This is a genomic window from Streptomyces sp. NPDC002499 (assembly GCF_053595415.1).
Window position 1 is genome coordinate 1 of record NZ_JBSFXO010000015.1, and the last position, 21930, is coordinate 21930.

A 21930-nucleotide genomic window follows, 5' to 3' on the forward strand; every position below is an offset into this window, starting at 1 on the left:
GGAGCCACTGCGGGAACGTCGTCGCGGGCATCCACAGGCCGCCCAGCAGGGACAGGCCGAAGTAGGTGATCATCGTGATCGGGCGGACCGCGTCGCCGGTGGCGAGGTAGCCGATGGCCACGCCGAGCGCGGCGAAGACCAGGCTGCCGGCCCAGATCGCGCCGGTGAGCGAGAGCCACTGCCAGGCGTCCAGGCGTACGTCCTTCACCGTGGCCGCGACCAGGAAGACGATCACGATCGACGGCAGGCTGACCACGGCCGCGCTCGCGGTCTTCGCGATCACGTACCCGCGCCCCGGCAGCGGGGTCAGCCGCAGCTGCCGTACCCAGCCGCTCTCCCGCTCCTTGGCGATGCGCTCGCTGTTGCCCATCAGGACGGCCGTCAGGGCGCCGAAGGAGGCCATGGAGACCATCATGTAGGTCGCGACGTTCAGGCCGGTGCCGTCGATCTTGTCCGTGCGGCCGGCGCTGCCCGCGATCAGCAGGAACAGGGCCGAGGGGTAGATCACCGAGAAGAACAGGAACTTGCGGTTGCGCAGGGCGCGGGTGAGTTCCAGCTTGATCAGGCTGTTCACTTCGACTTCGCCTCCTCGGCGGCGGTGATGGCCACGAACGCCTGCTCCAGGCCGAGCCCGGCGACTTCGAGATTGCGGGGGTAGACGCCGAGGCCGTAGAGGGCGTGGACGGTCGCGTCGGCGTCGGTGGACTGGATGCGGACCGTCTGGCCGGAGATGTCGACCGACGTGAGGAACGGCAGCTCCCGGATCGGTGCCTCGTCGATCTCGCCCTCCAGGTCGAAGGCGACCTTGCGCGCGCCCGCCTTCGCCTTGATCTCGGCGGCGGTGCCGTCCGCGAGGAGCCGGCCGCGGTGCAGGACCAGCACGCGGTCCGCGATGGCGTCGGCCTCCTCCAGATAGTGCGTGGCGAACAGGACCGTGCGGCCCCGGTCGGCCTGCTCGCGCATGGTGGCCCAGAAGGCCTGGCGGGCGGAGACGTCCATGCCGGTGGTCGGCTCGTCCAGCACGATCAGATCGCTGTCGCCCGCGGTGGCGAGGGCGAAGCGGACGCGCTGGGCCTGGCCGCCGGAGAGCTTGTTGACCTTGCGGTCGGCGATCTGCGCGATGTCTGCGCGGGCCAGCACCTCGCTCAGCGGGTACGGCCTGGGGTGCAGATCGCAGGCGAGCCGGACCAGCTCGGCGACCGTGACCTCGTCCATCAGCCCGCCGCTCTGGAGCATCGCGCCCACCCGTCCGGCGACGATGGCCTCGCGCGGGCTGCTCCCGAACACCTTCACCGTGCCGCTGTCGGCCTGCCTCAGCCCCAGCAGCAGATCGAGGGTGGTCGACTTGCCGGCCCCGTTGGGCCCCAGCAGGGCCACCGTCTCCCCCGGGTGCAGAGCGAGCGTCAGCCCGTCCACGGCCCGTACGTCCCCGTAGATCTTGCTCACCTGGTCGAACCCGACCACCGGGGTGGTGGCCGTCGCCGCTGTCGTCGTCATGTGGACCATGGTGGCCGCCGGGCGCTCCCGCCCGGCAGTGTCGGCGGTCCTGAGTGCCGGATGACAGATGTCATACGACGAAGGGGCGCCCGGTGAGCACCGGGCGCCCCCTCACGGAGTCGACGTCAGCTGGGGTCGGTGTCGATGACCCCGATCCGCTCCGCCGCCGTCTTGCCGACCAGCGCCTTGCGCAGCGCGCCGGCGACGTCCTGGGGGGTGACGGCCGTCTTCTGGCCGGTGCCCCGGGTGATCAGCACGCCGTCGAAGGTGGCGCCGTACGCCTCCTTCAGCGCGTCGAGGTCGTACGTCTCCACCAGCTTGCCGTCCACCGCCTTGAAGCCGAGGATCTTCGGCAGGGACAGGGAACCGAACGGGATGCTGTGCAGCGCGTCGGTCTGCACGACGACCTGCGCGGACATCGCCGGCTTCGCGAAGTCCTTCATCTCGCGGTCGACCTCGGCGTTCGAGATCGCCGGCTGCTGGGTCGTGGTGGCGACCGTGACCGGTGTGGTCGTGCCGGTCTCCACCTGGGTGCGGTACGCCTGCACGACGGCGTCGGTCGACTTCGCGGCGTCGATGCCCTTGCCCGCCTTGCCGTAGACCGCGACCGGCTTGCCGGACTTGAACTCGATCGTGCCCTCGGTCACCGAGCCGGAGCCGCCGGCCGCGTCCTTCAGGGCGGCGGTCAGCTTCTCCTCGTCCACCGGCATGACCGGGTCGATGATCCGGTGGTTGCCGAAGAGGGAGCCGACGACGGAGACCGGGTTGTAGTCGCTCTGCGCGGCCGCGGCGACCGTGGCCTGCTCGTCGAACTGAAGGCCCGCCTGGTCCGGCGTGAGGGAGACGGTGCTGCCGCCGACGGAGAGCTTCAGCGGCTTGTTGACGCGGTTGCCGAAGGCCTCGTCGAGCTTCTTGACGGCGTCGTCGCGGGTGCCGCCGCCGATGTCGACGCCCAGCACGGTGGAGCCCTTGGGCACGTCGGTGTGGTTCATCAGCAGCCCGGCGCCGTAGGCACCGCCACCGATGACGAACAGGGCGACGACCAGGAGCACCAGCTTGCTGCGCCCCTTCTTCTTCTTGCCCGCCTTGCTCGACGCCGCGGCCGGCACGTCCTGCGCGACCGGCTCGGGCAGCTTGGGCGGGGTGTGCGGCAGCGGTCCGTCGGTGTGGGCGCCCGGTCCGAAGGGCGCGCCCTGGCCGGACGGGACGACCGGGATGCCGCTGGTGACGGTGTGCCCGGAGACGTTGTCGGGATTCGGGTAGCTCTGCGGGGGCCGGGCGGAGGCGGGAACCTGCGGGGTGAGGATCGCGGTGTCGTCGCTCAGCCCGCCGCCGGGACCGAGCCCGCGCGGTTGGGCGCCCGGACCCGTGCCGGGAGCGCCCATGGCACCAGGACCGCCAGGGCCGCCGGGCGCCGAGAAGTCGTGCGGGTTGCCCGGGCCGCCGTAGCCGCCCTGGCCGTTGGGGCCACCGGGGCCGGCGCCCAGCTGCGGGGCCATCGGCCCGTCGCCGGTGACCGGACCGCCGGTCGGTCCCGCGGGGCCGTGCGGGCCGCCGCCCGGGCCGCCGGGGCCGCCCGGTCCGTTGAAGCCGCTCGCGCCGCCGGGGCCGCCGTAGCCGCCCTGGGTGCCCGGGCCGCCCTGCTCCCCGCGCTCGCCCTCGGCGAAGTACGGCAGCTCGGCGCGGCGCGGTTCACCGCCACCGGGACGCGAGCCGGGGCCCAGCGGTCCCGCGGCGAGCGCCTCGGTGACGTCGAAGGAACCGGTGCCGCCGCCGTGTCCGGGGGCCACCGGGCCGCCGGTCGCCCCGGTGAGCCCCGAACCGTTGGTCCCGCCGGGCCGGGCACCGCTCGCGCCGCCGGGGCGGGAGCCGCCCGGCACGCTCATGGAGCCGACGACACCGCCGGGGCGACCCGCGCCGGGACGGGCACCGGGGGTCGGGGTCCCCGCGGGGGGCGTGGCGGGGGCGGCCGAACCGCCCGGGATTCCGGCGCCGTTGGTGGCACCGCCGCCCGAATCGGGCTTGCCCGCCGAGGACTTGCGGGGCGCGAACCAGTCGCTCGTCTTCTCCCCGCCGGGGCCGCCGGGAGCGCCGGGTCCGCCCTGTCCGGTGGGCGGCTCGCCGGAGCCCATGGACGGCAGCGCGGGCAGCGCCGGAGCCTCGGCCTCCGCAGCACTGCCGTCGGGGGCGTCCGCGTCCGTGACGGGGGTCCGTACGACGACCGGCGGAATGGGCCGCGACCCGGGGATGTTGATCCGGATCCGGGTCGTCAGCGTGGTCTCGGTCTTGCGTTCCTCCGGCTGCGCGGCCGAACGACCCGCGTCCGTACCGGCGTCGGGAACCGCGGGGGTCCCGTACGGCGGCGTACCCGACGGGTAGGCGGCCCCGCCGCGCCCGTTGGGCCCGGAGGACGGAGTGTCAGTTTCACGACTCAAGGCAGGTTCTCCCGGTTGGCTCCGCCGCCCGACACAACCTCAGCGGGCGGCTCGGCGGCGCGCACCACCATACTGGCCACGTCTGGCGCGTATCCCGCGACCGCCGAGTAAACCCACACGGCACTTGCACGCGCCCTTAACGGCGAAGTGGTACGTCACTTGCCAAGTCGGACGTCACGGGCGCCTGGTTGCCGCCCTTGCCCAAGGGTGGCGCAGATCACAGCGACGGCCATCCCTCCGAGGAGGAAGAGATAAGAGCCACCTCCTGCGGCGAACAGGAAGTCGCCCTCCGGTCTGCTGGCGGTGAGCAGGATGACGGAGACCATCCAGCCGGCGGCGGGCGCGATCGCCCCGCCCCGGCCGCCGATCGCCCAGCCGCCGCCGAGACAGAGCCCCGCCTCGCCGACGAGCGCGAGCAGCAGCCCGCCCGGGAACCAGCCGGACTGCACCAGCGCCCCGGCGCCCCCGACCACCGCGCCGAGCACGAAGAGCCCCACGTAGAGGAGCGCCCGCCCGAGAGAGGGCCGCTGCAAGGGCTGCGCGAGCAGGGAACCCCGGTCGCTCATGACGCCTCCTCGGTGCCGATGCCGGCGAACAGGTCGGTCTCGCGCCCACCGGGATCCCGCCGAGCTGCTCCGGCGCCCCCCACGCGTTCGTAGTACTCCGTCGTGAAGAGCGGCTGGGCCAGCTCGTTGGAGAGCGCGAAGTACGGTTCCGCGACGGCGATCTGGGTCGCGTGCGCGCGCATCGCGGCGGCCTTGGCGGCGGCGTACACCGTGCCGTCGATCTCGGTGGTGACGAGGTCGTCGGCCACCACGCCCGGCACGTCGTCGACGGCGGCGGACTTGGCGAAGGGCAGGCCGAGCAGGGCGCCCGAGAGGCGGGCGAACGCGGCCTCGGCGACCGGGCGCGGCACGCGGTTCCAGTAGACCTTGGGGATCCGCCACCCGGCGTCGGCGGCCAGCTCGGCGGCGCGCGTGGCGACGCGGTGGGCCTGGATGTGGTCGGGGTGGCCGTACCCGCCGTGTTCGTCGTAGGTGACGAGGACCTGGGGGCGTACCTCCAGGATGACCTCGACGAGGTGGCCTGCGGCTTCGTCCAGGTCGGCCTGCCAGAAGGCGGCGGGGTCGTCGTTGTCGGCGAGGCCCATCATTCCGGAGTCGCGGTAGCGTCCGGGGCCGCCGAGCTGACGGAAGTCCTCGACGCCGAGCGCGCGCAGGGCCGCCGCGAGCTCGCCCCGGCGGTACTCGCCCAGGGCGGTGCCGGTCAGGTGGCGCAGCTGCGGCGGGATGACCTCGCCGAGCTCGCCGAGGGTGCAGGTGACCAGGGTCACGTGGGCACCCTCGGCCGCGTACCGGGCCATGGTCGCGCCGTTGTTGATCGACTCGTCGTCCGGGTGCGCGTGCACCAGGAGCAGACGCCGAGCGGGCAGTTCCGTCATGGAGCCACCCTACGAGGCGCCACCGACAAGCCCGGCGCGGCCCGGGTCAGAACTTGAGGCTGCCGATCATCCCCGCGATGTTCGTCGTCAGCTCACTGATGGTGGGAGCGACGGTCGAGGAGGCGAGGTAGAAGCCGAGAAGGACGCACACCACGGCGTGCCCGCCCTTCAGACCCGACTTCTTGACCAACAGGAAGACGACGATCGCCAGCAGCACCACCGCCGAAATCGAAAGTGCCACGGCGGCTCACCTCCAAAGATCCCAAGTACGCGGGGTCGGACCAGTCGGACCAAGGGGCAGATGAATCCAGCAGATAAATCCATACGTCAGCCAGCGGATTCATACCCACCATGCGTCAGTGATCATAACTATCCACACGCGCGCATCGATCGGCGCACGGCCGCACAAGGGGGCGCATGGCCAATATGGTCGGAGCATGACGACGACGTCCGACTCTTTCCCCCGCCGACACGCCCGCACCCAGCGCTTCACGCTCGGTGCGCCGCGCGCGTTCTCGGTGGCGCCCGACGGTTCGCGGGTCGTGTTCCTGCGCTCCACCTCCGGTACGGACAGGGCGAATTCACTGTGGGTGCTGGATCCGACGGACGGCGGGGAGCGCGTCGCGGCGGACCCGCGCGCCCTGCTCGACGGGGCCGCCGAGGACCTCTCCCCGCAGGAGCGCGCCCGTCGTGAACGCAGTCGTGAGGGCGGCGCCGGCATCGTCGGCTATGCCACCGACGCGACCGTCGAGCTGGCCTCTTTCGCCTTGTCGGGACGGCTGTTCACGGCCGAACTGCGGGCCGGCACGGCACGTGAACTCACCGTCCCCGGACCGGTGATCGACCCGCGCCCGGCCCCCGACGGACGGCATGTCGCCTACGTGGCCGGCGGCGCCCTGCGGATCGTGGGCGCCGAGGGCGAGGGTGAACGGGCCCTCGCCGAGCCGGAGTCGGCGAACATCACCTATGGACTGGCCGAGTTCATCGCGGCCGAGGAGATGCAGCGCCAGCGCGGATTCTGGTGGTCGCCCGAGTCGGACCGGCTGCTGGTCGCGCGCGTGGACGACACGCCCGTGCAGCGCTGGTGGATCTCCGACCCGGCGCATCCCGAACGTGATCCACAGCACGTCCCGTATCCGGCGGCGGGCACCGCCAACGCGGAGGTGCGGCTGTTCGTGATCGGCCTGCACGGGGCCCGCACGGAGGTCGTCTGGGACCGGGCGCGGTATCCGTATCTGGCGCATGTGCACTGGTCAGACGCGGGTGCGCCGCTGCTCCTCGTACAGGCGCGCGACCAGCGCAGTCAGCTGTACCTGGCGGTGGATCCGGACACGGGAGCGACCCGTCTGGTGCACGCGGACGAAGATCCAATTTGGCTTGATCTTTTCCCCGGAGTGCCCTGCTGGAGCCCTTCGGGACGGCTCGTGCGGATCGCCGACGAAGGCGGCGCGCGGGTCCTGGCGGTCGGCGAACGCCCCCTGACCGGACCGCAGTTGCACGTGCGCGCGGTACTGGCGGTCGGGGACGACGACGTGCTGGTCTCGGCGTCGGCGGGCGCGGAGGCCGAGGCGTCCGAGATCGGCGAGGTGCACGTCTACCGCGTCAGCGAACTCGGCGTGGAGCGCTTGTCGCAGGAACCCGGCGTGCACACGGCGGTGCGCGCCGGAGGCGTGACCGTGCTGGTGTCCGCCTCGCTCGACCACCCGGGCGCGCAGGTACGGCTGCTGCGGGACGGCAAACAGTTCGCGACCGTGACCTCACATGCCGAAGATCCCGGTTTGTCCCCGCGTGTGACGCTTGTCGAGGGGGGCGCACGACGAATCCCGTGCGCCGTGCTCTTGCCGCGTGACTACGCCGGTGACACCTCCCTGCCGGTCCTCCTCGACCCCTACGGTGGTCCGCACGGTCAGCGAGTGGTCGCCGCGCGCAATCCGTATCTGACCTCGCAGTGGTTCGCCGACCAGGGGTTCGCGGTCGTCGTGGCCGACGGGCGGGGCACGCCGGGCCGCTCCCCCGCCTGGGAGAAGGCGGTGCGGGACGACCTCGCGGCGGTCGTCCTGCAGGACCAGGTCGACGCGCTCCAGGCGCTCGCCGCCGACTTCCCGCTCGACCTGAGCCGGGTCGCGATCCGCGGCTGGTCCTTCGGCGGCTATCTGGCGGCACTCGCGGCGCTGCGCCGCCCGGACGTCTTCCACGCGGCGGTGGTGGGCGCCCCGGTCACCGATCTGCGGCTGTACGACACCCACTACCAGGAGCGGTACATCGGCCACCCGGACGAGCAGCCGGAGGTCTACCGCCGCAACTCGGTCGTCCACGACGAGGGATTGGTCGACGCGGCCGAGCCGCACCGCCCGATGATGATCATCCACGGCCTGGTGGACGACAACGTCGTGGTCGCCCACTCACTGCGCCTGTCCTCCGCCCTGCTGGCCGCCGGCCGGCCGCACGAGGTGCTCCCGCTGTCCGGGGTGACCCACATGACCCCGCAGGAGGAGGTCGCCGAGAATCTGCTCCTGCTTCAGCTGGACTTCCTCAAACGATCATTGAAATAACCGCACAAATGCCCGCGAATCGCGTTTACACGCAGGCAACTTCGCGGAAGCGGTACCGATATACGGACGCGCCAGTCTGAACAGCGTACGGCCGTGCGGGTGCCGTAAACGGGCCGGGATGCGCCATGTCATCCCGGCCCGTTGCCGTCCTCTCCCGCCTTCTCCGGCCCCGGTTCGTCCGTCGGCTCGTCCGTCGGCACGACCTGCTTCTCCTCCGCGAAGTGGCAGGCCGAGTCGTGCGCGGCGGGACCGCTCATGAGCCGGAACTCCGCGGGCACCGCCAGCAGCGGCACCTCCAACTCGCAGCGTTCCTGGGCCTTCCAGCACCGGGTGCGGAAGCGGCAGCCGGACGGGACGTTCGTCGGTGACGGCACGTCACCCACGAGGATGATCCGCTCCCGGTGCTCGCGGGCCTCCGGGTCGGGCACGGGGACGGCGGACAGCAGCGCCTGGGTGTAGGGGTGCGTGGGATGGTCGTAGATCTCGGCGTCCTTGCCGATCTCCACGATCCGGCCCAGGTACATCACGCCGACCCGGTCCGAGATGTGCCGGACGATCGACAGGTCGTGGGCGATGAAGAGGTACGACAGCTCGAACTCGGTCTGCAACCGGTCGAGCAGGTTGATCACCTGGGCCTGGACGGAGACGTCGAGGGCGGAGACCGGTTCGTCGGCCACGATGATCTCGGGGCGCAGGGCCAACCCCCGTGCGATGCCGATGCGTTGGCGCTGGCCGCCGGAGAACTGGTGCGGATAGCGGTTGATGTACTCGGGGTTGAGCCCGACCACGTCCAGCAGGTCCTGGACCTTCTTGCGCCGGTCGCCCTTGGGGGCCACCTCGGGGTGGATCTCGTAGGGCTCCCCGATGATGTCGCCCACTGTCATACGGGGGTTGAGGGAGGTGTACGGGTCCTGGAAGACCATCTGGATGTTGCGGCGTACGGTGCGCAGGGCGCGGCCGGACAGGGTGGTGATGTCCTCGCCCTTGTACTTGATCGAACCGGCCGTCGGCTTCTCCAGGTTGACCAGCATCTTGGCGACCGTCGACTTGCCGCAGCCGGACTCGCCGACGATGCCGAGGGTTTCGCCCCTGCCGAGCGCGAAGTCGACGCCGTCGACGGCCTTGACGGCACCGATCTGCTTCTTGAACACGATGCCCTGGGTCAACGGATAGTGCTTGACCAGGCCGCTGACTTCCAGGATCGACTCAGCCATTGAGGCACTCCCTCCAGAAGTGACAGGCGCTCACCCGCTGGTCGTCCACCTCGTGCAGGGGCGGTACGTCCGTGCGGCACACGTCCTGGGCCATCGGGCAGCGGGGGTTGAAGGCACAACCGGGCGGGATGTTCATGAGGTTGGGCGGCAGTCCCTTGATGGCGTAGAGCTCCTGGCCCTTCTGGTCGAGCCGCGGGATCGACTCCAACAGGCCCTTGGTGTACGGGTGTGCGGGCGCCTTGTAGATGTCGTGCACCGGCGCCTGCTCGACGATCCGGCCCGCGTACATCACCGCGATCCGGTCGGCGACGTCGGCGACCACGCCGAGGTCGTGGGTGATGAGGATGAGCCCCATGTGCAGTTCGCGCTGCAACTCGGCGAGCAGATCCATGACCTGGGCCTGGACGGTGACGTCCAGGGCGGTCGTCGGCTCGTCGGCGATGATGAGCGCCGGCTCCAGGGCGAGCGCCATGGCGATCATGATGCGCTGGCGCATACCGCCGGAGAACTGGTGCGGGTAGTCGCGGACACGCTCCTTCGCGGCCGGGATGCGCACGCGGTCCATCAGCTCGACCGCCTTGGTGCGCGCGTCCTTCCGGGACATCCCGCGGTGCACGGTGAACATCTCGCCGAGCTGGTCGCCCACGGAGAGCACGGGGTTGAGGGAGGACAGCGCGTCCTGGAAGATCATCGCCATCTCGGCGCCGCGGACCTTCCTGCGCTCCTCCTCCTTGAGCTTGAGCAGGTCCTTGCCCCGGAAGAGGATCTCGCCGCCGGTGATCTTCCCGGGCGGCATGTCGAGGATCCCCATCACGGCCTGCGCGGCGACGGACTTCCCGGACCCGGACTCCCCCAGCACCGCAAGGGTCTCCCCCGCGTCCACCCCGTAGTCGACCCCGTTGACAGCCTTGGCGACCCCGTCCCGAGTCCTGAACTCCACATGCAGGTCCCGCACTTCGAGCAGCATGACGCCGACTCACCTCAACTTCGGATCGAGGGCGTCGCGGACCGCGTCGCCGAGCATGATGAACGCGGACACGGCGACCGCCGGCCCGGCCGAGGGCCTCCGGGCGGGCGGGGCGGCCGGCGCATCCGCATCCACCGCCCGGCCACCGGCCCCCGCCGGCTCCGGCACGAGGACCCGGAACGCCGGCCGCTGCCCGCACTCCTCCAGCACCGTCACGCCGTCACCTCAGCTTCGGATCGAGGGCGTCGCGGACCGCGTCGCCGAGCATGATGAACGCGAGCACCGTGATCGCCAGGGCGCCGGAGGGCCACAGGAGGGCGTGGGGGGCGTTGCGGACGTAGGTGGAGGCGGCCGAGATGTCGATGCCCCAGGAGACCGTGGGCGGTTTGAGGCCGACGCCGAGGTAGGACAGGGTCGCTTCCAGGGAGATGTACGTGCCGAGCGCGATGGTCGCCACGACGATCACCGGGGCGATCGCGTTGGGCGCGATGTGCCGCAGCAGGAGCCGGGAGTTGGAGGCGCCGAGGGCGCGGGCGGCCTGCACGTAGTCGTTCTGTTTGGCGGTGATGACCGAGCCTCGGGCGATCCGGGAGATCTGCGGCCAGCCCAGCAGCACCATGAAGCCGATCACCGGCCAGACCGTGTTGCTGGTGACGACGGAGAGCAGGACCAGGCCGCCCAGGACCACCGGGATCGCGAAGAAGATGTCGGTGATGCGGGACAGGACCGAGTCCCACGCCCCGCTGAAGAAGCCGGCGAGGCCGCCGAGGACCGAGCCGAGGACGGCGACCCCGAGCGTGGCGAGGACGCCGACCGTCACGGACGTACGGGCGCCGTAGACCGTGCGCGTGTAGACGTCGCAGCCCTGGCCGTCGTAGCCGAAGGGGTGGCCCGGCTGGGAGCCCTCCTGGGCCTTGGAGAGGTTGCACTTGAGGGGGTTGCCCGAGGCGATCAGGGAGGGCCAGATGGAGATGACGACGAGGAAGAGGATGACCAGCGCCGAGATGATGAAGACAGGGTTGCGGCGCAGGTCGCGCCAGGCGTCGGACCACAGGGAGCGGGGCCTGTCCTGCGGGCCGGTGCCGTCGGGACCGCCCGGCGACCGGTCCAGCGTCTCCGCCTCGCTCGTCGCGAGGTCCATCGGACCGCCCATGCCGGTGCCGGCGATCGCGAGTTCGGGATCGTGCGGCTGCTCAGGCATAGCGGATCCTCGGGTCGAGTACGGCGTACAAGAGGTCGACGAGCAGGTTGGCCACCAGGAAGACGAGGACGAGGACGGTGACGAAGCCGACGACGGTCTGGGTGTTCTGCCGGAGGATGCCCTGGTAGAGCTGGAAGCCGACGCCGTGGATGTTGAAGATCCGCTCGGTGACGATGGCGCCGCCCATCAGGGCGCCGATGTCGGTGCCGATGAAGGTGACGACGGGGATGAGTGAGTTGCGGAGCAGGTGGCGGATGATCACCCGGCGGCGGGGCAGGCCCTTGGCCACCGCCGTACGGACGTAGTCCGAGCGCCGGTTCTCCGCGATGGAGGTGCGGGTCAGCCGGGTCACGTAGGCCAGGGAGACGGAGGCCAGTACCAGGCCCGGCACGATCAGTTCGGAGAAGGTCGCCTCCGTGGAGACCGACGGTTTGATCCATCCCCACTCGACACCGAGCAGCAGCTGGAGCAGCAGGCCGGTGACGAAGGTGGGGACGGAGATCACGACGAGGGTGAGCAGCAGGACCACGGTGTCGACCGGCCGGCCCCGCCTGAGGCCGGTGACGACCCCGAGCGAGATGCCGATGACGATCTCGAAGAGGATCGCCACGATCGTCAGCCGGATGGTGACCGGGAACGCCGTCGACATCAGGTCGGTGACCTTCTGGCCGTTGAACGCCGTACCGAAGTCACCGGTGAAGACGTTCCCCATGTAGGTCAGGTACTGCTGCCAGACCGGCTTGTCGAGGCCGAACTCCTTCTTGAGCTGGGCCGCCGTCGCCGGGTCGCACTGCTTGTCGCCGCACAGGCCCGCGATGGGGTCGCCCATCACGTTCACCATCAGGAAGATCAGCAGCGTGGCCCCGATGAACACCGGGATCATCTGGAGCAGCCGCCTCACGACGTAGCGCCCCACGGCGGGTCAGCTGACCTTGATCTCGTTGTAGACGGGGACGCTGAAGGGGTTGAGCGCGACGTTGGAGAGCCGGTCCGACCAGCCGGCGCTGCCGTTCTGGTACCAGAGCGGGATCGCCGCCATGTTGTCGCGGACCACCTTCTCGGCGTCCTGGAAGAGCGAGATCGCCTTGCCGGTGTCGGTCTCGGTGTTGGCCTGGTTGACGAGCTTGTCGAAGTCCTTGTCGGACCACTTGCCGTCGTTGGACGAGGCGTTAGTGTAGTAGAGCGGCTGGAGGAAGTTCTGGATCAGCGGGTAGTCCATCTGCCAGCCGGCCCGGAACGGCCCCGACATCTTCTTCTGGGTGATCTGGCTGCGGAAGTCGGCGAAGGTGCCGACCGGGTTGCCGACACAGGCCTTGTCGTTGCCGAGCGCGTTGTTGATGGAGTTGCACACGGCGTCCACCCACTCCTTGTGCGAGCCCGTGTCCGCGTTGTAGCTGATCTTGACCTGGCCGTTGGGCAGTCCGCCGCCCTCCTGGATCAGCTTCTTGGCCTCGGTCGGGTCGTAGTCGCAGCCGTCCCCGCACAGCCCGTCCTGGAAGCCGCCCTCCTTGCCGAGGACCGGTGAGGTCCAGTCGGTGGCCGGGGTGCGGGTCTTCTGGAAGATCGTGTCGGTGATCTGCTTGCGGTTGATCGCCATGGACAGGCCCTTGCGGACCTTGTCCGAGCCGCTCTTGTTCCAGTCCTTGTCGTAGAACGGGAACGCGAGGGTCTGGATGATGCCGGCGGGGGTGTTCAGATAGCGGTCGCCGAGGTCGTTCTTGACGTTCTTGAGCTGGGCCGCCGGGACGTCGTCGACCAGGTCGAGGTTGCCGGCCATGAGGTCGGTGTAGGCGGTGTTGTTGTCGGTGTAGACCTTGAGGTCGACGCCGCCGTTCTCCGCCTTGTCCGTGCCCGGGTAGTCGGCCCAGGTCCGCAGGGACATCTGTGAGCCCTTGGCGTACGACTTCACCGTGTACGGCCCGTTGCCGATCGGCTTCTTCACCCAGGCCGCGTGGTTGTCGTAGAACGCCTTGGGCAGCGGCGCGAAGGCCGGGTAGCCGAGGGTGTCCGGGAACGTCGAGAACTTCTGCGTCAGCTGGACGGTGAAGGTCCTGGCGCCGGTGACCTTGAGGCCGCTGAGGGTGTCCGCGGTCTGCTTGGAGCCGTCGTCGGGGTGGGTCTTGTCGTAGCCCACGATGTACTGGAAGAAGTACGCGTTCTTCTGGTTGTTCTTCAGGCTCGCGCCGTAGTTCCAGGCGTCGACGAAGGACTTGGCGGTGACCGCCTCGCCGTTGCTGAAGGTCCAGCCGTCCTTGATCGTGACCGTGAAGTTCTGCGAGTCCGTGGTGTCGATCTTGTCGGCGAGCATGTCCTCGGCGGCGCCCGTCTTCGGGTTGTACCGCTTCAGCCCGCGGAAGATCATGTCGAGCACCTTGCCGCCCTGCACCTCGTTGGTGTTGGCCGGCTCCAGCGGGTTCTGCGGGTCTCCCCACGAGGAGCTGAGCACCGCGCTGCCGTCACCGCCGCCGCTGTCGCTGCCCCCGCCCCCGCAGCCCGTCACGGCGAGTGCGACCGCCGCCGCGCCTGCGGCCCATTTGGCGTGCGTGGCTCCGCGCATGGAGTGCCTCCTCAAGACTGCCAATCCGTTACCGGCCAATATCGACACAAAAAGGGCGCGCCGCACACCGGTCGAGACCGTTCGGGGGACCCGTCGTCCGGATGGCCGCCAGGGGTGACAGATGTTCACCCGTGTACACATTCCGATACACGCACGTCCGCATATCGAACGCGTTGCCCGTTTGGCGTAGTTGGTCGGAAATCAGGCACGGATCCATCACGGAGTGCTACGCGCGTAGTATCGACTTGGCCAAGCGGGCGCAAATATTGCAAAGAGAAACCCAACTCGACCGAGAATTTATTGACCTTGCATGAATTGCGTTGAAAAAGTCCGGCGTAGCCCGTAGGGGAGCGCCCTGCGGAGTCTCATCAGACCCTCCCTTGGGCCAGGAGCACCATGACCCCCCCAACTCCATCCACGGCCCCGCTCGAGGTGACCGACGAGAGCGTCGAGAAGTCGATCACTTCTCCCGACTCGAAGGCCAACGAGAGCAGGTCCCCGGGACAGCTCGCGTGGCGCCGCTTCAAACGGGACCGTACGGGTGTCATATCCGCGATCATCGTGGTCTTCTTCTTCGCGATCGCACTGGCCGCGCCCCTGATCTCCAAGCTGTACGGGAAGAACCCGTACACGACGTACGCGAGCCAGGACCCGAGCCTGCTCGACCCGTTCTCGTACCCGGCGGGCGCCAACGGCGGCATGAGCTCGCAGTTCTGGTTCGGCATCGAGCCGCAGCTGGGCCGCGACGTCTTCACCTTCCTGATCTACGGCATCCGGACCTCGCTGGGCATCGCCCTGGCGGCCACCCTGATCACGACCGCCCTCGGTGTCGTCATCGGCGTGACCGCGGGCTACCTGGGCGGCAGGACGGACTACATCGTCGGCCGGATCGTCGACATCGTGCTGTCGATCCCCTCGACGCTGTTCATCATCGCCTTCATGCCGGTGGTGTTCGGCCTGTTCGTCGCCGCCGACGACAACATCCCGACCTGGCTGCGGGCCACCGCGCTCATCGTCATGCTCTCGTTCTTCGGCTGGGCGTCGATCGCCCGCCTGCTGCGCGGCCAGGTACTGGGCCTGCGCGAGCGGGAGTTCGTCGAGGCCGCCAAGGTGACCGGGGCGTCGCCGGCGCGCATCGTCTTCAAGGAGCTGCTGCCGAACCTGTGGACCCCGATCCTCATCCAGTCCACGCTCATGCTCCCGGCCTACGTGACCGCTGAGGCGGGCTTCGCCTTTCTCGGTGTCGGCATGATCGACCCGACCCCGGACTGGGGCGTGATGATCCAGCGGGGCGCCCAGTTCTACACCCAGGACTTCACCTTCATGCTCTTCCCGGGCCTCTCCATGGTGATCTTCGTCCTGGCGTTCAACCTGCTCGGCGACTCGGCGCGCGACGCGCTCGACCCGAAGTCCAAGCGCTGACCCCTTCTCTCTTCCCCGGCCCGGTCAATGTCGTCCGGCTGGTCCCGTCCCACCCATAAGGCAGGGTTGCTGTGTCTTTTTCCCGTAGAAACTTCATGATCGCCACCGGTGTGGTCGCGGCGTCGAGCACGGTGCTGACCGCCTGCGGCGGCTCCAACTCGACCTCGAAGAACAAGATCCCCTCGGTCAGCAAGGCCAAGCAGAGCAAGATCGAGGTCGGCACGAAGGCCGACTCGACGGGCCCCGCCCCCGAGGTCGCCGGCGCGGTCAAGGGCGGGACGATCTACGGGCTCGACCAGTTCGACATGGACCACCTCGACCCGGCCCAGATCTACGTCTCCACCGAGATCCTCATCACCACCCCGATCATGCGTGGCCTGACCGGCTACAAGCTCGACGCCAAGGGCGGCGCCACCCTGGTCGGCGACGTGGCCACGGACGCCGGCACGGCCAAGGACGGCGGCAAGACCTGGTCGTTCACCATCAAGGACGGCATCAAGTGGGAGGACGGCTCCGACCTCTCCATGGACGACGTCCGCCACACCTTCGAGCGCCTCTTCGCCTCCTTCGTCACCGAGGGCCCGCGCTACGTCCAGCAGTTCCTGGTGGGCGGCGACAAGTACAAGGGCCCCTACGAGGGCAAGAGCCTCGACTCCATCGAGATCGACGGCAGGACTGTCACCTTCCGCCTCAACGAGGCCCGTGGTGACTTCAACTTCACGCTCGCCGAGCGGGCGTACTCCTTCGTGAAGAAGTCGAAGGACACCAAGGAGAAGTACGACAAGCAGCCGTTCTCCTGCGGCCCGTACAAGATCTCCGCCCGCGACGTCGGCAAGTCCCTGACGTACATCCGCAACGAGCACTGGGACGCGGCGACGGACCCGATCCGCAACGCCTACCCGGACAAGTACCTCTTCCAGTTCGGCTTCGAACTGCTGGCCTCGACCGACCGCTACATCGCGGACAAGGGCAACGACCAGTACACGATGTCGATCTTCAACGAGGTCGCCCCCGAGCGGATCGCCACGGTCCTCACCAACGCGAAGCTCAAGGAGCAGGTGCTCACCGCGGTCGACACGGTCACCTACTACTGGCCGATCAACACCACCCGGATCACGGACGTCAAGGTCCGTCAGGCCATCAACTACGCCTGGCCGAACCAGCAGTTGCAGACCATCCGCGGCGGCGCGTCCACCAGCGAGATAGCGACCACGATCTTCTCCCCGGTGACGCCCGGTTACACGGAGTTCGACCTCTACGGCAAGACCAAGAAGCCCGGCGGCGACCCGGTCAAGGCCAAGGCCCTCCTCAAGGAGGCCGGCAAGGTCGGCCAGAAGCTGGTCATCGCCTACCAGACGTCGGACAACGCGGTGAAGCAGGCCGTGGCGATCAAGAACGCGCTGGAGGCGGCCGGCTTCACGGTCGTCAACAAGCAGATCGACAAGTCGACCTTCTACACCCAGATCGGCAAGATCGACAACCAGTACGACCTGTTCGCGGCCGGCTGGAGCCCGGACTGGCCGGGCGGTTACTCGGTCTTCTATCCCTGCTGGGACGGCGCGAACATCGGCGACGGCCGCAGCAACTACGCGCAGCTGAAGAACGCGAGCGTCGACAAGGCCATCGCGGCCGCCTCGCTGATCACCGACGCGGACGAGGCCAACAAGGCCTGGGGCGCCATCGACAAGCAGGTCATGGAACTCGCGGCCTGTGTCCCGGACTACCACGCCATCCGCAACTGGATGCACGGCACGAAGGTCGGCGGCTTCGTCTACGACGCCGGAAACACCGGCATCGCGCTCACCAGGCTCTACGCCAAGGCGTAGGCGCCTGCGGCACCAGGGGGCGGTCCCGCACCGGGCCGCCCCCACCGGCTCCACACCCCTCACGCCCCGGCAACGGCGCCTCGCCCGGAAAGTCCTGACCCCATGTTCCGCTTCCTTGTCCGCCGTACGATCGGCGCGCTGGTCATTCTCCTGATCATCAGCGCCATCACCTTCTGGCTCTTCTACGCCGTCCCGCGTGACCCGGCCATGATGTCCTGCGGCAAGAACTGCACGCCGGCCTCGCTGGCGCAGATCCGGCACAACCTGGGCATCGACCATCCGATCCCGGTCCAGTACTGGTACTGGCTGAAGGGGATCTTCGTCGGTCGGGACTACAGCGGCTTCGGGAACTGCAACGCGCCGTGCCTGGGCTACTCCTTCGCCAACAACGAGCCCGTCTTCGGCACGATCATGGACCGGCTGCCGCTGACCCTCTCGCTCGCCTTCGGCTCGGCCGCCATCTTCCTGGTCTTCGGCGTCGGCACCGGCATGATCGCGGCGCTCAAGCAGGGCAAGTTCCTGGACAAGTTCGCGACCTCGGCCTCGCTGCTGGGCTCCTCGCTCCAGATCTACTTCGTCGGCTACATCGCGCTGTACTTCCTGGTCTTCAAGGCGGGCATCCTCGACCAGCCCTCGTACACGCCGCTGACCGACAACCCCGTCTCGTGGTTCTCCGGCCTGCTGCTGCCGTGGATCGTGCTGTCGATCATCTTCACCGCCAACTACACCCGCATGGCCCGCTCCCAGCTCGTCGAGCAGCTCAGCGAGGACTACGTCCGCACCGCCCGCGCCAAGGGTCTCTCGCGTGCGAACGTCTTCCTGCGCTTCGCCTGGCGCGGCGCCATGGGCCCGATCGTCACGGTGTTCGGCATCGACCTCGGCACGCTCATCGGCGGCGCGATCATCACCGAGCAGGTCTTCAGCCTCCAGGGCATCGGCCGGCTCGCGGTGACCTCCGTCAACCAGAGCGACCTGCCGATGCTGCTTGGCGTCACCGTGCTGGCCGCCGCCGCGATCGTGTTCTTCAACATCATCGTCGACGCCGCCTACGCCTTCATCGACCCGCGGATCCGGCTCGCCTGACCCTCCGCCCGTACCCCCTACCCCCGCATCACCCCCCAGGAGCGTCTCCGTGACGAGCACCGATCAGCAGCCCTTCCTCTCCGTCAGGGATCTGAAGGTCCACTTCTCCACCGAGGACGGCACCGTCAAGGCCGTCGACGGGCTCTCCTTCGACCTCGCCAAGGGCAAGACCCTCGGCATCGTCGGCGAGTCGGGCTCCGGCAAGTCCGTCACCAACCTGACGATCCTGGGCCTGCACGACCGCGACCGCACCGCGATCGAGGGCGAGATCCTGCTCGACGGCAAGGAGCTCCTCACCGCGAGCGAGCGGGAGCTGGAGCGGCTGCGCGGCAACAAGATGTCCATGATCTTCCAGGACGCGCTCGCCTCGCTGTCGCCGTACCACACGGTCGGCAAGCAGATCGCCGAGACCTACCGCAAGCACACCGGCGCCTCCAAGAAGGAGGCCCGGGAGCGCGCGATCGAGATGCTGAAGCGGGTCGGGATCCCCCAGCCCGAGATCCGGGTCGACGACTACCCGCACCTGTTCTCCGGCGGTATGCGCCAGCGCGCGATGATCGCCATGGCCCTGGTCTGCGACCCGGAACTGCTCATCGCCGACGAGCCGACCACGGCCCTCGACGTGACGGTCCAGGCGCAGATCATGGACCTGCTCAAGGACCTCCAGCAGGAGTTCGGCACCGCCATCGTGTTCATCACGCACGACCTCGGCGTCATCGCCGACATCGCGGACGACGTCCTGGTGATGTACGGCGGCCGGTGTGTGGAGCGCGGCACCAAGAAGGAGGTGCTGACGGACCCCCAGCACCCCTACACGCTCGGTCTGCTCAGCTCCATGCCGAGCCTCGAAGGACCGGTCGACGTGCCGCTGATGCCGATCCCGGGATCGCCGCCCTCGCTGCTCAACCCGCCGACCGGCTGCCACTTCCACCCGCGCTGCGCCTTCGCCGAGAAGGTCCCGGGCGGACGGTGCGCGAGCGAGCGGCCCGCGCTGGAGGTGGTCGACGGACGGGGCTCCGCCTGCCACCTCACCACCCAGCAGCGCCGGGAGCTCTTCGCCGACCTCGCCGCCGTAGCCCAGCACAACTGACGTACTAGAAACGGGACTTCCCATCATGAGCGACACGAACCCCCTCCTGGACGTCAGCGGGCTGACCAAGCACTTCCCGATCAAGGGCGGTTTCCCGATCCGGCGTACGGTCGGTGCCGTGCAGGCCGTCGACGGCCTGGACTTCCAGGTCGCCGAGGGCGAGAGCCTGGGCCTGGTCGGCGAGTCGGGCTGCGGCAAGTCGACGACCGGCCGGCTGATCACCCGCCTCCTGGAACCGACCGGCGGCAAGGTCACCTACCGCGGGCAGGACATCACCCACGCGGGCCGCAAGCAGCTGGCGCCGATCCGCTCCGAGATCCAGATGATCTTCCAGGACCCGTACGCCTCGCTGAACCCGCGGCAGACGGTCGGCAAGATCGTGTCCGGTCCGATGGAGATCAACGACATCAACCCGGCCGGCGGCCGTGAGGCCCGCGTCCGTGAGCTGTTGGAGATCGTCGGTCTCAACCCCGAGCACTACAACCGCTTCCCGCACGAGTTCTCCGGCGGTCAGCGTCAACGCATCGGCGTGGCACGGGCGTTGGCTCTGGAGCCGAAGCTGATCGTGGCGGACGAGCCGGTGTCGGCCCTGGACGTCTCGATCCAGGCGCAGGTGGTGAACCTGCTCCAGAAGGTCCAGCAGGAACTCGGCATCGCGTTCGTGTTCATCGCCCACGACCTGGCGATCGTCCGGCACTTCTCGCACCGCGTGGCGGTCATGTACCTCGGCAAGATCGTGGAGATCGCCGACCGCGACGACCTCTACGGCAACCCGCGCCACCCGTACACGCGGGCGCTGCTGTCCGCCGTACCCGAGGCGACGGTGGAGGACGACGGGCCGGTCCGCGAACGCATCCGCCTGGTCGGTGACGTGCCCTCCCCCATCTCCCCGCCCTCCGGCTGCCGCTTCCGCACCCGCTGCTGGAAGGCGACGGACAAGTGCGCGAGCGAGGCACCGCCGCTGGTCCAGGTCGAGGGCAACAAGCCCGGCCACCTCACCGCCTGCCACTACCCGGAGACCGAGGTCCTCGTCCCGGCCCCGCGTCTCTCCAAGAACCCCGAGGCGGCGGCCTGACAACACCCCTTTACCGTCAGCCGCCACCCTTCGCGGAACGGACTTTCCAGGCCCATTGACCCGAGCCCATGAACGTCCGCTCCCCGGGGAGAAGAAGGCCCGTACCGCACGCGCTCGCGTGGGGCACGGGCCTTCGCTCTGTACGGGGCTGTTCTCGCGGCGGCTCTACGGGTTGCCGCTCGACTCGGAGGCCGTTGCGTGCGACGGCAGCCCACCGGAAGGTTCCTCGTCCGCGGTGCGCAGCCTCCGTACCTGCGGTGACAGCAGTGCTCCCGCCGTCGCCACGACGATCGACGCCGCGCAGCCCGCCAGGGCCGTGTCCGTGCCCACTCTCGCCGCGACGGGGCCGGCGATCAGGAGGCCGAGGGGGGCGAAGGAGAGGGAGCCGAACCAGTCGTACGAGCTGACTCGGGACAGGGCCTGTTCGGGGATGCGGCGTTGGACCGTGGTGGTCCACAGGACGCCGTAGACGTCGCTGGCCACACCCGCGGCGAACATCGCCGTGGCGATCAGCCAGACCGGGGCCCGGAGGCTGAGCAGGATGATGGGCAGGGCGGCCGGAAACGTGCACAGCACCGCCACCAGGACGGGGCGGCTCACCCGTACCCGAGCCGCCAGGCCCGCTCCGGCGATCGTGCCCAGGGCCTGCGCGGCCACGATGACCGACCACGCCCGCGGGCCGCCGAGATGCTGTTCGGCCGCCAACGGACCCAGGACACCGACGTTGGCGTTGACCGCGGCGACGACCACCGCGTACTGGGCGACGACCACCCACAGCCACTGCCGGGAGGCGAACTCGTGCCAGCCCTCCCGGAGATCGGCCCAGCCGGACGCCTTCGCCCGAGGAGATGTGGTCACCCGCAACCGCGCCGTCAGCGCCGCGCTGGCCACGAACGAGGCCGCGTTCAGCGCGAGCGCCCACCCCGCGCCGACCAGGGCCACCGTCACGCCGGACAGGGCCAGGCCAAGGAGCATCGAGCCGTTGATGCCCATCCGCAGCAGGCCGTTGGCCCGTTGCAGACGGCTCGCGGGCACGAGCAGCGGTACGAGACCGTCCAGCGCCGGCGCGAACAGGGCGGTGGCCGTACCGGCCGCCACCGCGAACAGACACATGGCCGGCAGGGGCGCGTGCCCGGTCAGCACCATGGCCGCGAGGCCCGCGTACGCCCCGGCACCCAGCACATCCGCCGACGCCATCAGCCGCGACCGTGACATGCGGTCCGCGATGACCCCGCCGACCAGGATGAACACCAGTTGCGGCACCGCCTGACAGGCCAGCACCAGCGACAACGTGCCCGCGCCCGCCCCCGGCAGGGAGAGCACCGCGAACGCGAGTGCCACCCGCGCGAAGCCGTTGCCCAGCACGGAGATCACCCGTGCCCCGGCCAGCACCACGAACTGCCGGTCACGCCAGAGCGGCGCCCCGTCGGAAGACTCTGTCACCGTCACGAACAGGCACCCTACGACTCCGACCTGAGCCCGGCACGCACCCCCGCCGACGGTGTCGCGCCAACTCCCCGGCCGTTCCCGCCAGTTGAATTCGCGATCTTGTCATGTCCCGCCTGGCAGG

19 protein-coding genes are annotated in these 21930 nt (G+C 69.4%); 6 read left to right on the forward strand and 13 right to left on the reverse strand.

Translation table 11 applies throughout. From position 1 onward, the window contains the following. From ACWD5F_RS36970 to ACWD5F_RS36995, 6 genes are all read right to left on the reverse strand, one after another. Positions 1 to 574 (reverse strand): ABC transporter permease (locus ACWD5F_RS36970; protein WP_451260688.1); only part of this gene is annotated, 574 nt, incomplete at its 3' end. Further along, positions 571 to 1497, reverse strand: a complete 927-nt coding sequence (locus tag ACWD5F_RS36975) for an ABC transporter ATP-binding protein (RefSeq protein ID WP_451260689.1) — start codon at positions 1495 to 1497, stop codon at positions 571 to 573. The genes ACWD5F_RS36975 and ACWD5F_RS36970, both read right to left, overlap by 4 nt. Positions 1498 to 1622: 125 nt before the next feature. Next, positions 1623 to 3932, reverse strand: coding sequence for a hypothetical protein (locus tag ACWD5F_RS36980; RefSeq protein ID WP_451260690.1), 2310 nt, complete (start codon positions 3930 to 3932; stop codon positions 1623 to 1625). 155 nt (positions 3933 to 4087) lie between these two features. After that, positions 4088 to 4498 (reverse strand): DUF6113 family protein, encoded by a 411-nt coding sequence (locus tag ACWD5F_RS36985; protein ID WP_451260691.1) that lies wholly within the window; start codon positions 4496 to 4498, stop codon positions 4088 to 4090. After that, on the reverse strand, positions 4495 to 5373 hold the full coding sequence (gene mshB / locus ACWD5F_RS36990) for an N-acetyl-1-D-myo-inositol-2-amino-2-deoxy-alpha-D-glucopyranoside deacetylase (RefSeq protein ID WP_451260692.1): 879 nt from the start codon (positions 5371 to 5373) through the stop codon (positions 4495 to 4497). The genes ACWD5F_RS36985 and mshB overlap by 4 nt, the downstream gene beginning before the upstream one ends. A 46-nt stretch (positions 5374 to 5419) precedes the next feature. Next, positions 5420 to 5614 carry a hypothetical protein gene (locus ACWD5F_RS36995; RefSeq protein ID WP_123997939.1) on the reverse strand — a complete coding sequence of 65 codons (195 nt, stop codon included), beginning with the start codon at positions 5612 to 5614 and terminating at the stop codon, positions 5420 to 5422. A 196-nt stretch (positions 5615 to 5810) separates the two neighbouring features. Between ACWD5F_RS36995 and ACWD5F_RS37000 the strand changes: the two genes are divergently transcribed. Next, positions 5811 to 7925 carry a prolyl oligopeptidase family serine peptidase gene (locus tag ACWD5F_RS37000; RefSeq protein ID WP_451260693.1) on the forward strand — a complete coding sequence of 705 codons (2115 nt, stop codon included), beginning with the start codon at positions 5811 to 5813 and terminating at the stop codon, positions 7923 to 7925. A gap of 128 nt (positions 7926 to 8053) precedes the next feature. Here ACWD5F_RS37000 and ACWD5F_RS37005 read toward each other — a convergent pair whose 3' ends face one another. Genes ACWD5F_RS37005 through ACWD5F_RS37030 form a run of 6 tightly spaced genes read right to left on the reverse strand, consistent with a single transcriptional unit; the run spans position 8054 to position 13864 of the window. Next, entirely contained in the window at positions 8054 to 9139 is a 1086-nt protein-coding gene (locus ACWD5F_RS37005; protein ID WP_451260694.1) for an ABC transporter ATP-binding protein, read from the reverse strand. After that, entirely contained in the window at positions 9132 to 10106 is a 975-nt protein-coding gene (locus ACWD5F_RS37010) for an ABC transporter ATP-binding protein (RefSeq protein ID WP_451260695.1), read from the reverse strand. The genes ACWD5F_RS37005 and ACWD5F_RS37010 overlap by 8 nt, the downstream gene beginning before the upstream one ends. A 9-nt stretch (positions 10107 to 10115) precedes the next feature. Continuing rightward, positions 10116 to 10322 carry a hypothetical protein gene (locus ACWD5F_RS37015; RefSeq protein ID WP_451260696.1) on the reverse strand — a complete coding sequence of 69 codons (207 nt, stop codon included), beginning with the start codon at positions 10320 to 10322 and terminating at the stop codon, positions 10116 to 10118. A gap of 4 nt (positions 10323 to 10326) precedes the next feature. Further along, entirely contained in the window at positions 10327 to 11307 is a 981-nt protein-coding gene (locus tag ACWD5F_RS37020; RefSeq protein WP_451260697.1) for an ABC transporter permease, read from the reverse strand. Then, positions 11300 to 12223: an ABC transporter permease gene (locus ACWD5F_RS37025; protein WP_401713259.1), complete on the reverse strand. Its 924-nt coding sequence runs from the start codon at positions 12221 to 12223 to the stop codon at positions 11300 to 11302. Before ACWD5F_RS37025 ends, ACWD5F_RS37020 begins: the two co-directional genes overlap by 8 nt. Before the next feature lie 6 nt (positions 12224 to 12229). Then, a complete protein-coding gene (locus ACWD5F_RS37030; protein WP_451260698.1) occupies positions 12230 to 13864 on the reverse strand; it encodes a peptide ABC transporter substrate-binding protein in 1635 nt (544 codons plus the stop codon). Between the two features lie 396 nt (positions 13865 to 14260). Here ACWD5F_RS37030 and ACWD5F_RS37035 point away from each other — a divergent pair, with 396 nt between their 5' ends. From ACWD5F_RS37035 to ACWD5F_RS37055, 5 genes are all read left to right on the forward strand, one after another. Then, positions 14261 to 15286, forward strand: a complete 1026-nt coding sequence (locus tag ACWD5F_RS37035; RefSeq protein ID WP_401713264.1) for an ABC transporter permease — start codon at positions 14261 to 14263, stop codon at positions 15284 to 15286. 95 nt (positions 15287 to 15381) lie between these two features. Further along, positions 15382 to 17112 (forward strand): ABC transporter substrate-binding protein, encoded by a 1731-nt coding sequence (locus ACWD5F_RS37040; RefSeq protein ID WP_451260699.1) that lies wholly within the window; start codon positions 15382 to 15384, stop codon positions 17110 to 17112. A 102-nt stretch (positions 17113 to 17214) separates the two neighbouring features. Then, complete coding sequence (locus tag ACWD5F_RS37045) at positions 17215 to 18195, forward strand: ABC transporter permease (protein ID WP_451260700.1); 981 nt, start codon at positions 17215 to 17217, stop codon at positions 18193 to 18195. 49 nt (positions 18196 to 18244) lie between these two features. Beyond that, a complete protein-coding gene (locus ACWD5F_RS37050) occupies positions 18245 to 19285 on the forward strand; it encodes an ABC transporter ATP-binding protein (protein ID WP_451260701.1) in 1041 nt (346 codons plus the stop codon). 25 nt (positions 19286 to 19310) lie between these two features. After that, positions 19311 to 20360, forward strand: a complete 1050-nt coding sequence (locus ACWD5F_RS37055) for an ABC transporter ATP-binding protein (RefSeq protein ID WP_451260702.1) — start codon at positions 19311 to 19313, stop codon at positions 20358 to 20360. Between the two features lie 165 nt (positions 20361 to 20525). On the opposite strand, the gene ACWD5F_RS37060 is transcribed toward ACWD5F_RS37055, so the two are convergent. Next, positions 20526 to 21809: an MFS transporter gene (locus ACWD5F_RS37060; protein WP_451260703.1), complete on the reverse strand. Its 1284-nt coding sequence runs from the start codon at positions 21807 to 21809 to the stop codon at positions 20526 to 20528. Positions 21810 to 21930 lie beyond the last annotated feature (121 nt).

Excerpts from the sequence above, each read along its gene's own strand:
- ACWD5F_RS37020 (WP_451260697.1), bottom strand. The coding sequence starts at position 11,307 with ATGCCTGAGCAGCCGCACGATCCCGAACTCGCGATCGCCGGCACCGGC.
- mshB (WP_451260692.1), bottom strand. The coding sequence starts at position 5,373 with ATGACGGAACTGCCCGCTCGGCGTCTGCTCCTGGTGCACGCGCACCCG.
- ACWD5F_RS37045 (WP_451260700.1), top strand. The coding sequence starts at position 17,215 with ATGTTCCGCTTCCTTGTCCGCCGTACGATCGGCGCGCTGGTCATTCTC.
- ACWD5F_RS36975 (WP_451260689.1), bottom strand. The coding sequence starts at position 1,497 with ATGACGACGACAGCGGCGACGGCCACCACCCCGGTGGTCGGGTTCGAC.
- ACWD5F_RS37030 (WP_451260698.1), bottom strand. The coding sequence starts at position 13,864 with ATGCGCGGAGCCACGCACGCCAAATGGGCCGCAGGCGCGGCGGCGGTC.
- ACWD5F_RS37055 (WP_451260702.1), top strand. The coding sequence starts at position 19,311 with ATGAGCGACACGAACCCCCTCCTGGACGTCAGCGGGCTGACCAAGCAC.
- ACWD5F_RS37035 (WP_401713264.1), top strand. The coding sequence starts at position 14,261 with ATGACCCCCCCAACTCCATCCACGGCCCCGCTCGAGGTGACCGACGAG.
- ACWD5F_RS37000 (WP_451260693.1), top strand. The coding sequence starts at position 5,811 with ATGACGACGACGTCCGACTCTTTCCCCCGCCGACACGCCCGCACCCAG.
- ACWD5F_RS36985 (WP_451260691.1), bottom strand. The coding sequence starts at position 4,498 with ATGAGCGACCGGGGTTCCCTGCTCGCGCAGCCCTTGCAGCGGCCCTCT.
- ACWD5F_RS37005 (WP_451260694.1), bottom strand. The coding sequence starts at position 9,139 with ATGGCTGAGTCGATCCTGGAAGTCAGCGGCCTGGTCAAGCACTATCCG.
- ACWD5F_RS37010 (WP_451260695.1), bottom strand. The coding sequence starts at position 10,106 with ATGCTGCTCGAAGTGCGGGACCTGCATGTGGAGTTCAGGACTCGGGAC.
- ACWD5F_RS37040 (WP_451260699.1), top strand. The coding sequence starts at position 15,382 with ATGATCGCCACCGGTGTGGTCGCGGCGTCGAGCACGGTGCTGACCGCC.